Annotated in this window: 16 protein-coding genes; 9 read left to right on the top strand and 7 right to left on the bottom strand. The window is 57.1% G+C overall.

From position 1 onward, the window contains the following. The first annotated feature begins 11 nt into the window (after positions 1-11). From GOX75_RS08570 to GOX75_RS08550, 5 genes are all read left to right on the top strand, one after another. Positions 12-350, top strand: a complete 339-nt coding sequence (locus GOX75_RS08570) for a P-II family nitrogen regulator (RefSeq protein WP_170354532.1) — start codon at positions 12-14, stop codon at positions 348-350. A 32-nt stretch (positions 351-382) separates the two neighbouring features. Next, a complete protein-coding gene (gene glnA, locus GOX75_RS08565) occupies positions 383-1,789 on the top strand; it encodes a type I glutamate--ammonia ligase (RefSeq protein WP_171122160.1) in 1,407 nt (468 codons plus the stop codon). A gap of 94 nt (positions 1,790-1,883) precedes the next feature. Next, positions 1,884-2,513 carry an MSMEG_1061 family FMN-dependent PPOX-type flavoprotein gene (locus tag GOX75_RS08560; protein ID WP_171122159.1) on the top strand — a complete coding sequence of 210 codons (630 nt, stop codon included), beginning with the start codon at positions 1,884-1,886 and terminating at the stop codon, positions 2,511-2,513. Between the two features lie 95 nt (positions 2,514-2,608). Continuing rightward, the gene (locus GOX75_RS08555; RefSeq protein WP_171122354.1) at positions 2,609-3,370 is read left to right on the top strand and encodes a lytic transglycosylase domain-containing protein; all 762 of its coding nucleotides are present in this window, start codon (positions 2,609-2,611) and stop codon (positions 3,368-3,370) included. A 198-nt stretch (positions 3,371-3,568) separates the two neighbouring features. After that, positions 3,569-4,483 (top strand): hypothetical protein, encoded by a 915-nt coding sequence (locus GOX75_RS08550; protein WP_371808144.1) that lies wholly within the window; start codon positions 3,569-3,571, stop codon positions 4,481-4,483. A gap of 36 nt (positions 4,484-4,519) precedes the next feature. Here GOX75_RS08550 and GOX75_RS08545 read toward each other — a convergent pair whose 3' ends face one another. Next, positions 4,520-5,263, bottom strand: a complete 744-nt coding sequence (locus GOX75_RS08545) for a DUF3445 domain-containing protein (RefSeq protein WP_171122157.1) — start codon at positions 5,261-5,263, stop codon at positions 4,520-4,522. Positions 5,264-5,386: 123 nt separating this feature from the next. Here GOX75_RS08545 and dddP point away from each other — a divergent pair, with 123 nt between their 5' ends. Further along, positions 5,387-6,730, top strand: a complete 1,344-nt coding sequence (gene dddP, locus GOX75_RS08540; RefSeq protein WP_171122156.1) for a dimethylsulfonioproprionate lyase DddP — start codon at positions 5,387-5,389, stop codon at positions 6,728-6,730. Positions 6,731-6,734: 4 nt separating this feature from the next. On the opposite strand, the gene GOX75_RS08535 is transcribed toward dddP, so the two are convergent. After that, positions 6,735-6,923 carry a hypothetical protein gene (locus GOX75_RS08535; RefSeq protein ID WP_171122155.1) on the bottom strand — a complete coding sequence of 63 codons (189 nt, stop codon included), beginning with the start codon at positions 6,921-6,923 and terminating at the stop codon, positions 6,735-6,737. Between the two features lie 241 nt (positions 6,924-7,164). On the opposite strand from GOX75_RS08535, the gene GOX75_RS08530 reads away from it, so the two are divergent. After that, entirely contained in the window at positions 7,165-8,379 is a 1,215-nt protein-coding gene (locus tag GOX75_RS08530; RefSeq protein ID WP_171122154.1) for a bifunctional alpha/beta hydrolase/OsmC family protein, read from the top strand. Positions 8,380-8,384: 5 nt separating this feature from the next. Here the strand turns inward: GOX75_RS08530 and GOX75_RS08525 are convergent, their stop codons facing one another. The 5 genes from GOX75_RS08525 to GOX75_RS08505 form a co-directional block, all read right to left on the bottom strand. Continuing rightward, positions 8,385-8,741 (bottom strand): hypothetical protein, encoded by a 357-nt coding sequence (locus GOX75_RS08525; RefSeq protein WP_171122153.1) that lies wholly within the window; start codon positions 8,739-8,741, stop codon positions 8,385-8,387. Between the two features lie 10 nt (positions 8,742-8,751). Then, positions 8,752-9,309 (bottom strand): hypothetical protein, encoded by a 558-nt coding sequence (locus GOX75_RS08520; protein WP_171122152.1) that lies wholly within the window; start codon positions 9,307-9,309, stop codon positions 8,752-8,754. A 133-nt stretch (positions 9,310-9,442) separates the two neighbouring features. Next, positions 9,443-10,030 carry a biotin transporter BioY gene (locus GOX75_RS08515; protein WP_171122151.1) on the bottom strand — a complete coding sequence of 196 codons (588 nt, stop codon included), beginning with the start codon at positions 10,028-10,030 and terminating at the stop codon, positions 9,443-9,445. 76 nt (positions 10,031-10,106) lie between these two features. After that, positions 10,107-10,529 (bottom strand): DUF6314 family protein, encoded by a 423-nt coding sequence (locus GOX75_RS08510; RefSeq protein WP_171122150.1) that lies wholly within the window; start codon positions 10,527-10,529, stop codon positions 10,107-10,109. After that, the gene (locus GOX75_RS08505; RefSeq protein WP_171122149.1) at positions 10,526-10,858 is read right to left on the bottom strand and encodes a hypothetical protein; all 333 of its coding nucleotides are present in this window, start codon (positions 10,856-10,858) and stop codon (positions 10,526-10,528) included. Before GOX75_RS08505 ends, GOX75_RS08510 begins: the two co-directional genes overlap by 4 nt. An 88-nt stretch (positions 10,859-10,946) precedes the next feature. Here GOX75_RS08505 and purB point away from each other — a divergent pair, with 88 nt between their 5' ends. Next, the gene (gene purB / locus GOX75_RS08500; RefSeq protein WP_171122148.1) at positions 10,947-12,251 is read left to right on the top strand and encodes an adenylosuccinate lyase; all 1,305 of its coding nucleotides are present in this window, start codon (positions 10,947-10,949) and stop codon (positions 12,249-12,251) included. 376 nt (positions 12,252-12,627) lie between these two features. Further along, on the top strand, positions 12,628-13,170 hold the full coding sequence (locus tag GOX75_RS08495; protein WP_171122147.1) for a hypothetical protein: 543 nt from the start codon (positions 12,628-12,630) through the stop codon (positions 13,168-13,170). Positions 13,171-13,229: the final 59 nt, after the last annotated feature.

Raw genomic sequence — 13,229 nt, 5'->3', positions numbered from 1 at the left:
GGGAGCCCGGGATGAAGAAGATCGAAGCGATCATCAAACCGTTCAAACTCGATGAAGTGAAAGAGGCCTTGCAGGACGTCGGCGTCCAGGGCCTCAGCGTGATCGAGGTGAAAGGGTTTGGTCGTCAGAAAGGCCACACCGAACTGTATCGCGGTGCGGAATATGTGGTCGACTTTCTGCCCAAGGTGAAGGTCGAAGTCGTTTTGGACGACGATCAGGTCGATGCTGCCATCGACGCCATCGTCTCAGCCGCTAAGACCGACAAGATCGGCGACGGCAAGATCTTTGTCTCGCCCGTTGAACAAGCCATTCGCATTCGGACCGGTGAGACCGGCTCGGAAGCACTGTAATCGAACGCACTCAAATCAGAGGAATAGAAAGTATGAGCAAGGACGCAGTTCTTCAGCTGATCCGTGATGAAGACGCAGAATACGTCGACATCCGCTTTACCGACCCGCGCGGCAAGCTTCAGCACGTCACCATCATGTCCGATCAGGTTGACGAAGACTTCCTGGAAGAAGGCTTCATGTTCGACGGTTCGTCGATCGCTGGCTGGAAGTCGATCGAAGCATCAGACATGAAACTGATGCCCGACACGGAAAGCGCCTATGTCGATCCGTTCTACGCGGAAAAGACCATCTGCCTGCACTGCTCGATTGTTGAGCCCGACACTGGCGAAGCCTATGAGCGTGACCCGCGCGGCACCGCCCAGAAAGCCGAAGCTTATTTGAAATCTTCGGGTATCGGCGATGTGGCTTACATGGGCCCCGAAGCTGAATTCTTCCTGTTTGACGACGTCCGTTTCTCGAACAGCATCAACAAGGTATCCTACGAAGTTGATGCAACCGACGCGTCGTGGAACACCGACACCGAGTACGAGATGGGCAACATGGGCCACCGTCCGGGCGTCAAGGGTGGCTACTTCCCGGTGAACCCGGTTGACGAAGCGCAGGACCTGCGTTCGGAAATGCTGTCGACCATGAAACGTCTGGGCATGAAAGTCGACAAGCACCACCACGAAGTTGCGTCCTGTCAGCACGAACTGGGCCTGATCTTTGACAGCCTGACCAAACAGGCCGACGAGCTGCAGAAGTACAAATACGTCATCCACAACGTTGCACATGCCTACGGCAAATCGGCCACCTTCATGCCGAAGCCGATTGCAGGGGACAACGGCACCGGTATGCACGTGAACATGTCGATCTGGAAAGACGGCAAACCGCTGTTCGCTGGCGACAAATATGCCGACCTGTCAGACGAAGCGATCTACTTCATCGGCGGCATCCTGAAGCACGCGAAGACGCTGAACGCCTTCACCAACCCGTCGACCAACAGCTACAAGCGTCTGATCCCGGGCTTTGAGGCCCCCGTTCTGCGCGCCTACTCGGCCCGTAACCGTTCGGGTTGTGTCCGTATTCCGTGGACCGAAAGCCCGAAAGCCAAGCGCGTCGAGGCCCGCTTCCCCGACCCAGCCGCGAACCCCTACCTGGCGTTTGCTGCGCTGCTGATGGCTGGTCTGGACGGCATCAAGAACAAGATCGATCCGGGCGAAGCCATGGACAAGAACCTGTACGATCTGCCTGCCGAAGAACTGGCCGACATCCCGACCGTTTGCGGTTCGCTGCGTGAGGCTCTGGAAGCTCTGGCATCCGATCACGACTTCCTGCTGCAGGGCGACGTGTTCACCAAAGACCAGATCGACGGCTACATCGCACTGAAGATGGAAGAGGTCGAAACCTACGAGCACACCCCGCACCCGGTAGAATACGGCATGTACTATAGCTGCTGATCCGGATTGGGTTTACATCTACAAGGGCGTCCGTTCGGGCGCCCTTGTTTCATTTGGGGCGATCTTCCAGACTGGGACGACAGGAGGAGATCGCATGGACACTGAATTTTCAGACTTCGTGACCACCACCGAAGAGTTAGAGCAGATAACCGGCGCTCCTCTGCCTCAGGTTATCGCCAAAGAGCTGCCTGCGCTGGATCAGATGTGCCGTGACTTTATCGCCAAGTCTTCCTTCTGCGTGATCGCCTCGGCCAACCCCGACGGACATTTGGATGTTTCACCGCGCGGCGATCCGGCAGGTTTTGTTCACGTGTTGTCGGACAGTTTGATCGCAATTCCCGACCGCCCCGGCAACAAACGCGTGGATACGTTTCACAATGTTCTGAAAGACCCCCGCGTCAGCCTGATTTTGTTTATTCCTGGCAAGATGGAGACACTGCGTATCCGCGGCGCAGCCCGTATTTGCGCGGACCCTGCGTTGCTACGTAAAATGGCGGTGCAGGATCACCCTCCCAAACTCGCCCTGCTGATTCAGGTTCAGACCGTTTTTGCCCATTGCCCCAAATGCGTCATCCGATCAGGCATCTGGCAGCCGGACGCTTGGCCGGACTCGTCGGATCTGCCAAACATGAACGCGATGATGGTCAAACATGCCAAAATCAACAAAACGCCTGATGAGTGGTTTGAAAGCCTGAAGGGAACAGGCGAACTGGACCTGTATTAAACTTCTTTGCGCATCGGGGAATACGGCATAGGCTTGGATACAGTATTTCAGCCGACCGGATTTTGACCGTGCTTCGATTAGCCTTCATCCTTGCCATGTCGCTTCCAACGATTGGCGCAGCAGCGCCCTGCGGAAATACCGGCGCAGGTTTTGAGGCGTGGAAGTCCGACTTTGCCCGGACAGCCAAACGCGCCGGAGTGAAAAAGCGGGGGCTGCAAGCCTTATCCCAGACAACTTACGCGACGCGCACCATCGCTGCTGATCGCAACCAAAAGAGCTTTAAGTACTCGCTGGACAAGTTCATGCAGGTGCGCGGCGCAAGTGCGATCGTCGCACAAGGCCGCAAACGCAAAGCCCGCAACCCACAGTTTTATGCAGCTCTTGAGCGGCAATACGGGGTGCCGGCGGGTGTACTGATCGCGATCCACGGTATGGAAACCGGCTTTGGCAACTTTATGGGGGACAGTCAGGTAGTGTCAGCAATAACGACGCTTGCCTATGATTGTCGCCGATCCGAGTTCTTTGTCCCTCATGCCATCGGCGCCCTTAAACTGGTCGATCAAGGCAGCATTACGACAGCGACACAGGGGGCGAAACATGGCGAATTGGGGCACACGCAGTTCCTGCCCGGTAACGCTCTGACATATGGGGTCGACGCCACAGGCGACGGCAAGGTCGATTTCTACAATATGACTGACGCATTGGCCTCAACCGCCAATTTTTTGCGCAAGAAGGGTTGGAAACCTGGCCGGGGCTATCAGCCCGGACAACCTAATTTTGCCGTCATTCAACAGTGGAACGCGGCCACTGTGTATCAGCAATCTATTGCGATCATGGCCGCCCGAATCGACGGCTGAAGGCGCCACAATTTCAAGCCAGACCTCCTCAATTCCGCCACATTGCTGCCATATACATTAAAAGGCCCCTAAAATGCCTAGGTTTCCAGAGCGTAATCAATCTTGGCGTTTTCTGATTTTTTTCCATTTTCGCCTAAATCTGCCCAATATCGCTTGGTAAATTTGTTTGCACGACGGGATGCGACAAAGGAAAAAGCAGTGACACCGAAGCACAGCTACCATGGCGGTCTGCAATTCAACGGTAATACCGATGGCGCGATCGAGCGGTTCGCAGCAATCGTCGCGGCCACGCTGGAAGACTACGGTCATCTGGTCGAGCGCAAGACCGTTCGGGACACAACCGAGGCCAGCATCGTATCCAGCCAATACCTCGTGCGCATGACTTTGGACACGCAGGTTGTTCAGACCGAAGACCGCTTTGAACGTATGGATCGTGCGGCGGGTTTGAAAACCATTGAAAGACCCGCTGTAACGCTGCCTGAAAACCGGCTTACAATCACGATCAGCCCGGTATCCGCCCTGTTGGACGACAGTGAGATCTCCGAGCTTATGCTGGTTGTGATCCTGTACCGTATGGTCGACATTTGTGCGACACAGCGGGTTGAATGGCTAACACCCAATACCGTACTGACAATCGAACAGTTCCTGAGTGCCTTTGACACTCTACCGCCCGCAAAAAAGCGGAATAGAAAACAGATTTTCGAGGCAGTTTCCGGCCCTTTCGCGGGGCAGAAAATTAATGAAGAAGTCCTGGACGAGCCACAAAAAACGGCGCTGAAACCAGCAGCCCGGCCGATCCAGTTGTCGGATGAGCAGTTGCTCAGCATCGCTTTTCGGACAGAAACAGAAACAACCGAGCAGTCATCAGATCGGGACGACACGCCCCCCCTCGACCACGACCAACCCAGTGATATCCTCCGGCTTACAAGCTGGGGTCTCACGGGTGCCGTGGCTAGTGTGTCGGTCCCGATTGCGGCGTCCATGGCCGCTGTGAACCTGATCAGGGGCGAAGACTTTCGTCTGAACACGCAGGTACTTGCCTATACGGTCGCGATATCCGCTCTCAGCACAAGCGGTGCGTTCGCCGGCGTTGCCAGCGCCTTGGGCATGTAGTTCACACTCCCAAGACCCTCCTAGGAGGCCCCGCCATCAGGCGGGGTTTTCCATTTTTGGCAGGCTGCTTGCCTCCAGAACATAGGTATGAATTGAAAACACCACCGCTCGGGTCTTGGGCAGTCGCAATAGGGTTTGCCGTTCACTGCGTAAATACCGGGCGTCGCCGGGCGTCGTTGTTTCGCGCTGTGCGTTTTCACTTCGGGGTTGGTGCAGCTCGGCATCCTCATACCACAACGCATTGAACCGCCAGAGCGGACGGTCAGGTTGAATCCCGTCGAACAAACGCTGGACACGACGCGCGATATTCTCGTCATAACTCGCAACCGGCACGTGGATATCGACCAAGGGGCGCATGAACTTTTCGGACAAGCGCCAACTGGCAGGAAAACACAGAATTGCACCCGTCAGTACATGCTCATCCCCATGTTTTTGCAGAATGCAGATGTCCTCTTGAACCAGGCGGCACAAAGTATCCATCGGATTTTTATGGTCGACCGACACCTCTTTGCCATCCGGTCTAACGACGTGATCCGAACACCCCGGATAGGCGTGTTGCAGCACGAGGTCCAGAACCTCCTGCGCTGCGGGTTCGGCGGAAGTATCCAGCGCCAGAACATCGTCGCGCCTTTCCCTTAGCAGGGCTTCCCGGTGCTGCATCTGGGCGGCAAAGGCGTCATCGCGGTACAGCCAAGTGTCCAGCGACGTTGGCTGAATGCCCGGCAAAGGCCGGGGGGTCAGCGGGTCATAAGGGATCGAGTTTTGCAGTATGATCGTCATGAGATTCACCTATCACCAGAAGCCCTTCCTGTCGGTCAAAAAGCGACGAACAGGTCGTCGCATTTTTTCCAGACGAGACAGTAATGTTTCTCCACGGTTTACGAACAAGCAGGGAGGCCCAACATGAACGAACACTATCGGGACAACCGCAAGATCGACCCGACAAAAGGAGCCACTCTTGGGGACGGCACCCCGAACGATTTGGACCGGATCGAGATCGGCCCCACCCAACTCGCCTTCGCCGAGTGGGAGGCAGCGGGCCTGAGCCTACCCAACCTGAGCCAGATGCGAGAGTTTCGGTGGAAACGTTTGACGCAGGCAATCGTGGACCGGGGGTATGGCGGTTTGCTGATGTTTGACCCCCTCAACATCCGCTATGCGACCGACAGCACGAACATGCAACTTTGGAACACCCATAACCCGTTCCGCGCGGTTCTGCTGTGCGCCGATGGCTACATGGTGATCTGGGACTACAAAAATTCACCGTTCCTTTCGACGTTCAACCCGCTGGTGCGCGAGCAACGATCCGGTGCTGATCTGTTCTACTTCGACCGAGGCGACAAGGTTGATATCGCAGCAGATGTGTTTTCAAACGAAGTACGTGTGTTGATCGAAGAGCATGGCGGCGGCAACAAGCGGCTGGCAGTCGACAAGATCATGCTGCACGGCCTGCGCGCGCTTGAGGCACAAGGGTTCGAGATCACGGAGGGCGAAGAGGTCACCGAGAAAACCCGCGCGATCAAAGGCCCTGATGAAATACTGGCCATGCGCTGCGCCAACCATGCCTGCCAAACCGCCGTGGCCGAGATGGAGAAGTTCGCCCGCGCCAATGTGGGCGATGGAAAGACGTCCGAGGATGATATTTGGGCCATTCTGCACGCGGAAAACATCCGACGTGGCGGTGAATGGATTGAAACCCGCCTGTTGGCCTCGGGGCAACGCACGAACCCGTGGTTTCAGGAATGCGGGCCTCGGATCACGCAAAAGAACGAAATCATCGCCTTTGATACCGACCTGATTGGATCTTACGGCATCTGCATCGACATCTCGCGCACTTGGTGGGTTGGGGACAAGAAACCTCGGGCCGATATGGTCTATGCCATGCAGCACGCGCACGAGCACATCATGACCAACATGGAGATGCTGAAACCCGGCGTGATGATCCCCGACCTGACCGCCAACACCCACAGGTTGGACGACAAATTTCAGGCTCAGAAATATGGCTGCCTGATGCACGGGGTCGGACTGTGTGATGAATGGCCGCTGGTTGCTTACCCGGACAAGGCGGTGGAAGGCGCTTATGATTACCCACTGGAACCCGGCATGGTGCTATGCGTCGAAGCCGCAGTCGGAGAGGTTGGTGGTGACTTTTCAATCAAACTCGAAGATCAGGTTTTGATCACCGAGGATGGGTACGAAAACCTCACCACCTACCCGTTCGATCCGATGCTGATGGGACAAAGCTGACCCCTTAGCCGGGCCAGTTTGAACGCCGCACATTGCCGTGCCAGTCTTCGACTTCCGTGCCAACCGACGGGGTCACCAAAGGTTGCGACGAATACTGACCGGCAGCGAAGCCGATAATCCCGGTCAGGACAATCGCGATCAGAATGTCAGGACGCGGGGCAAATCCGCGTGATGCTGTGATGATATGCGCCATGATACCCTCCTTGGCTGCAAACTAATGACAGGCAAAAGATGAGGGTGAGAGATCAATTTTAAAAACGAATATTTATTCGCGTCAACATCACAAACATTGATACTTTAATTTACTCCCCAACATCAGGCGTCCCCGACCTCCCACTGTCGGCTCACCTTCCCGTGACGCTTCCTACATAGGGGTTGAGCAGCCTACTTGTTGACCACAATATTGACGGCATCAAGAAGTGAAAGGAGCCGCCATGCCTACGGAACGCATCACATTCGCCGGTCACGACGGCAACCAGCTGGCGGCTCGCCTTGATCTTCCGGACGGACCAGTTCTGGCAACAGCCTTGTTCGCGCATTGTTTTACCTGTTCCAAGGATATTCCTGCGGCCCGCCGGATTGCGGCGCGCTTGGCGGGTATGGGTATTGCCGTTCTGCGTTTCGACTTTACCGGCCTTGGCCATTCGGAAGGCGAGTTTGCAAACACCACTTTCACGTCGAATGTCGAGGACCTGATCGCCGCAGCCCAGTATCTGGCCGGGCGCAACATGGCTCCGTCGTTGTTGATTGGTCATTCGCTGGGGGGCGCAGCCGTATTGCGCGCGCGCGCGGGCATTCCCACCGTCAAAGCCATCGCAACACTGGGTGCCCCGGCCGATCCGGGGCATGTGTCGCACCACTTTGAAAACGCCCTACCCGAGATTCAACAGCAAGGCTCTGCCGAGGTCACGCTGGGCGGGCGCCCTTTCCGTATTGGCAAAACCTTCGTAGACGACATCTCGGAATCCGCTTTGACACCTGCCATTGCTAATCTGAAAGCCGCGCTTTTGGTTTTGCACGCCCCGTTGGATGAAACGGTCAGTGTAGACAACGCCAGCACGATCTTTCTAGCAGCCAAACATCCCAAAAGCTTTGTGACGCTGGACGATGCGGATCACCTGATCACACGAGCAGCGGATGCTGAATATGCCGCTGACGTAATCGCGGCATGGGTCACACGTTATGTTCCTCTGTGTCCGCCAGCCCCTCCGCCGGGCGCGCCCGAAGGTGTCGTGCGCGTGACCGAGGCTGATCCTGCGGGGTTTCTGCAGGATATCCAGTCCGGCCCCCGGCATCACGCCGTAGCCGACGAGCCCGCCTCGTACGGAGGCACCGATCAGGGCATGTCGCCCTACGGCTTTGTGTCGTCAGGGTTAGGGGCCTGCACCTCGATGACGATCCGCATGTATGCGCGGCGCAAGGGCTGGCCGCTGACCGGCATCACTGTAGACGTCTGCCACGACAAGGTTCACGCACAGGACGCTGGTCTGGTCAGTGACGGCAAAGTCGACCTGTTTCGGCGGAAAATCCGTCTGGAAGGTCCGCTTGACGAAACCCAACGCGCGCGCCTGCTAGAGATTGCCGACAAGTGCCCTGTACACAGGACACTTGAGGGCTCAGCTCAGATCACAACCGAGCTCCTGACCTGACGAACTCAGCGCCGCGGGGCCGGACGGTAAATTGGCGGTCGCGCCGCAGGTGGGCGCGCGACAGGCGGGCGCGGACGCGCCGGTGGTTTGGCCACGGGAGGTCTGGGGCGTGCGGGCGGCTTGGCCACGGGCGGTTTGGGACGTGCTGGTGGTTTGGCCACGGGCGGACGTGGACGACCTGGGCGGTCTACGTCAATGTCGATGTCCACGTCGTGATAATAGTCGTTCCACAGCATCGAGTCGTAGAACGGATCGTACCCGTACCCAACCCCGACCGTCACGCCATCACAAGCCGACAAGGTAAAACTTGCAGCACCAAGACCCAGCGCCAGAATAGACCGTTTCAACAGTTTATGTGTCATCTAAGCCTCCCTACTGCGCGGACCGGAACGATGCGAACACAGCGTTCAGATCGTCCACATAGGCCGGATCAGCGCCGTCGCGCAGTACGGCTATGATCACCGCGACACGGTCGCGCGGCAGGTCAATCACGGTAGCGGTAAAGTTCACGCCACGCCCCTCGCGCGTGCCTGTCCCTCGGATCACTCGGGCAGGCAAACCACCGATCTGCGTAGTGACGGTCTCGGAAACGTCGGGGTCTTTTACAAGGAACTTGTCTATATCCTGCAGGTAACGAAGCCCTCCGTTGATTGAGGCGACACCGGCAGGCGAAACAAACCCCATCCACGCGCCGTCATCGGTCACGGGGCGAACGCCAATCACGCGCGCAACGGCGCGCGGGTCGCCCAGTTCGGTATCCTCAATCTCGCGCGGGCCGCCGGTACGGACCGCCCAGAAATCAGGGACTGCAAAGCTGAACAGGGCACGCCCTTGGTCTGTGTAAGTGATCGGAGTATCCGCAACAGCCGGAGCACCGCCCAACAGCAATGCCGCGCACGTGGGCAAGACGGCAGCCAATCGAATATGCATGTCTCAAAAACCTTTTGTTTCAGTCAATTTAAACTGAACTGTGGCGGTGCGACTTGTCCAGTATCTGAATGCAACAAAAAACCCGCGCCGGGTCTTCCCGGCGCGGGTTCATTCATTGCGAATATGCCGTGGATCAGGTGCGGGCGTCGCCGACCAGCTTCCACAGGCCAGGGATCAACAGCGCAGCCAAAGCCAGCTTGATCGCGTCACCCACCAGGAACGGTGTCAGACCCCATTCCAGGATTGGCTTGTCCCAGCCATAAAGCTGACCCAGCCACAGCAGGCCGGGGACATAGATCAGGACGTTGGCCAGAACCAGTGCCAGCGCCAGCTTGCCAACCGAACGGTCCCAGCCGCGCGCAGCCAGAGCGCCCAGCAGGACGGTCGCCATCAGGTAACCCACCAGATAGCCGCCAGTGCCACCCATCATGTAAGTCAGACCGAATTTTTCAGCCGAAGACCCGGCGAAAACGTCAAAGCCCAGCGCCCCAACCAGCAGGTAACCCAGCATCGTCACCAGACCCAAACGGGCGCCATAGGCGGTGCCGATGGTCAAAACAGCAAAGGTACCCATCGTGATCGGCACAGGCCACATCGGTACTTTGATTTTCGCGGCAACGGCCAGGGCAACGATGCCCAGCGCAACCAGAACAACCTGCTTGACGCGCAGCGCTGTTCCCTCGCGCGGACCAATCGCGTTGGCCAGAACATTTGCATTCATCTTCACTTCTCCCAATTCGGACCGAAATTCTGCGACAGCAATGCCCTGTCGTAGCTAATTCTGCAAGATGATTACGCTACCGCAGCATAAATTCCGTGTCCATTTCATAGGATTTCCGAGGTCCGGACACGATCCACCGCACCGTCCAATGCGGCCAGTTCGAGAAATCGTACTCTGCATCATAGCTGTCCGGCGGGCAGTCATGGTGATCCGACGCAAACGTCTTTCCCAGCTTTAGCGTGTGAAAAAAGCGGCCGTCTTCGAAATGCACGGCAATACCATCGCCGCCATCACGCCAAAGATAGCGACGCGTTCCCTTCATAGCTGGTTGCCCCGTAAGGCGCAAAGTAACGTCTTCATCATAGACCAGCCCATCGTCGGACCAGCTCAGGATTGCTGTTCCGTCTGCGCGCACGACGTGCCCTGCCCTGGCATCGCGAATGACACGGGTCAGGCTCCAGCGGCCCTCAAAGTCCGAAAGGCTTTGCGGCACGGTCATTTAGCGTAAGTTCCGTCTGTTAGCTCGCCATTGCTGTCGACAAACCGAATGATACGCCCCGAACGGTGCACGTCATAGCAAGCCCAAAGCTCTGACGGGGGCCAGACCGAGCAGTATTGGTCCCCCCGCACAACCCAACGCCCCGCGCTTGGACCGCCTGAGAAGTAGTTTGTCACCCCAGATGCGTCGAATGTCTGCCAGATGCCTTTGCCGTAGCCAAGCTTATGGCCGGTCAAAGCCTCCAGAATCTCATCTCCAATCAGCGCGCGGAACTCCTCTGCGGCCAAAATACTAGGCCAGAGCAACAAAATCAGGGCAAACCGTCTCATACCTGCACTCGTACCTTGTTCCCACAGACCTGCACGGCTAAACCCCGCGCCAACGCCTCATCCCAATCACAAAAAGGTGCTGCCGCCAATGATTCCCCGCTATTCCCGCCCCGAGATGGTCGCCATCTGGTCGCCCGAGACCAAGTTCCGTATCTGGTACGAAATCGAAGCCCATGCCTGCGAAGCCATGGCCGATCTGGGCGTGATCCCGCGCGAAAACGCCGATGCTGTGTGGAAAGCCAAGGACGTGGAATTCGACGTGGCCCGCATTGACGAGATCGAGGCCGTCACCAAGCACGACGTCATCGCATTCCTGACCCACCTGGCCGAGCATGTGGGCAGCGAAGAGGCCCGCTTTGTGCATCAGGGCATGACGTCTTCGGATGTGCTGGATACCTGCTTCAACGTACAGCTTACCCGCGCGGCAGATATCCTGATCGCTGATCTCGAAGGTCTGCTGGCTGCCCTGAAACGCCGCGCTTACGAGCATAAGGAAACTGTTCGTATTGGCCGCAGCCACGGCATCCACGCCGAACCCACAACTATGGGCCTGACCTTTGCGCGTTTCTATGCTGAGATGGACCGCAACCTGTCCCGTATGCGCGACGCGCGTGCCGAGATCGCCACCGGCGCGATCAGTGGCGCGGTCGGTACATTCGCCAATATCGACCCGCGCGTCGAAGAACATGTCTGCGATCAACTGGGTCTGGTGCCCGAGCCGATCAGCACGCAGGTTATCCCCCGCGACCGCCACGCAGCCTTCTTTGCAACGCTGGGCGTCATCGCCAGCAGCATTGAAAACATCGCCATCGAAGTCCGCCACATGCAGCGGACCGAGGTTCTGGAGGCCGAAGAGTTCTTTTCGAAAGGTCAAAAAGGCTCGTCCGCGATGCCGCACAAGCGCAACCCGGTTCTGACCGAAAACCTGACTGGTCTGGCCCGACTGGTTCGTATGGCCGTAGTACCCGCAATGGAAAACGTGGCCCTCTGGCACGAGCGTGATATCTCGCACAGCTCGGTCGAGCGCAACATCGGCCCTGATGCCACCGTTACGCTGGACTTTGCCCTGTCGCGTCTGACCAGCGTGGTCGACAAACTCGTCGTCTACCCCGAAAACATGCTGGCCAACATGAACAAGTTCCGTGGTCTGGTCATGAGCCAGCGCGTGCTTCTTGCCCTGACCCAAGCTGGCGTCAGCCGCGAAGACGCCTATCGTCTGGTACAGCGCAACGCGATGAAGGTCTGGGAAGAAGGCAAGGACTTCAAAACCGAGCTTCTTGGGGATGCCGACGTTACCGCCGCCCTGAGCACTGATGAAATCGAAGAGAAATTCGACCTCGGCTACCACACAAAGCACGTCGATACGATCTTCGCCCGTGTTTTTGGAGAATAAGTAAGCCTATTCAAACAGCGAAAACGGCCCGGACCTCAAGATCAGGTCCGGGCCGTTCTTTTTGCCAGAACGTTCATTTTCGGGTAACATGTCGGTGTATTTCCGAACAGGAGACCCAAAGATGATCCGCATCCTTCTTTGCGCACTTGCACTTTCTTGCACAACTTCCGCCGCGTTGGCCTGCAGCGGCCATTCAAAGCAAACGCAATCCTGTGCGCCCGGCACCTATTGGGACGCCGATAGCCATAGTTGCGCAAAAATTGTGAATAGCTGAGAATATCTTTCCTACTTGTGAATAAAAGCGAGCGAACTGCTGGTAGCTTTTCGCCAGAACGCGCTAGTTTGGTCAGAACGGCCCAGATAACGGAGTAGGAAAATGCGCATCGTATTCGCTTCAGCTATTGTCCTTCAGGCATTCGCATTCGCACCTGCGTTGCACGCAGCAGGCGGGGACAGCGCAAGCCCTCCCAAGCCGACGAACACCACCAAGAAATGCCTGTTCGGACGCGTTTTTGACAAAGAACGCGGTCGCTGCGTCAAGCCTGACAAAACAAACTTCACCCAAGACGAACTTTATGAGGCCGTTCGCGAACTGGCTTATGACGGGCAGTTTGAGAATGCGCAAAGCATTCTGCAGGTCATGGATCAGAACGATGATCGCGTGATGACATACTGGGGCTTCACCTACCGTAAGATAGGCGAACTAGAGTTGGCGAATGCTTTCTACACCAACGCGATTCAGGCGAACCCGGACAACCTGCTGGCCCGGTCCTACATGGCACAGGGTTTTGTTTCAGAAGGAAAAACCGACCTCGCGATCGAGCAGTGGCGTGAAATCAAAGCACGCGGCGGCGAAGGTACATGGGCCGAAGCGTCGCTGCGCGAAGCGATCCGCACAGGCCTGACATATAGCTACTGAGGTTCAGTCTTTCTTTACCCGACTCTCGCTAACCTGACTGCGGAACAAAAGAGTGGCAC

It is taken from the genome of Ruegeria sp. HKCCD7251 (assembly GCF_013031165.1).
Lineage (GTDB): Bacteria > Pseudomonadota > Alphaproteobacteria > Rhodobacterales > Rhodobacteraceae > Ruegeria.
This window is presented reverse-complemented; position numbering and strand designations above follow the sequence as displayed.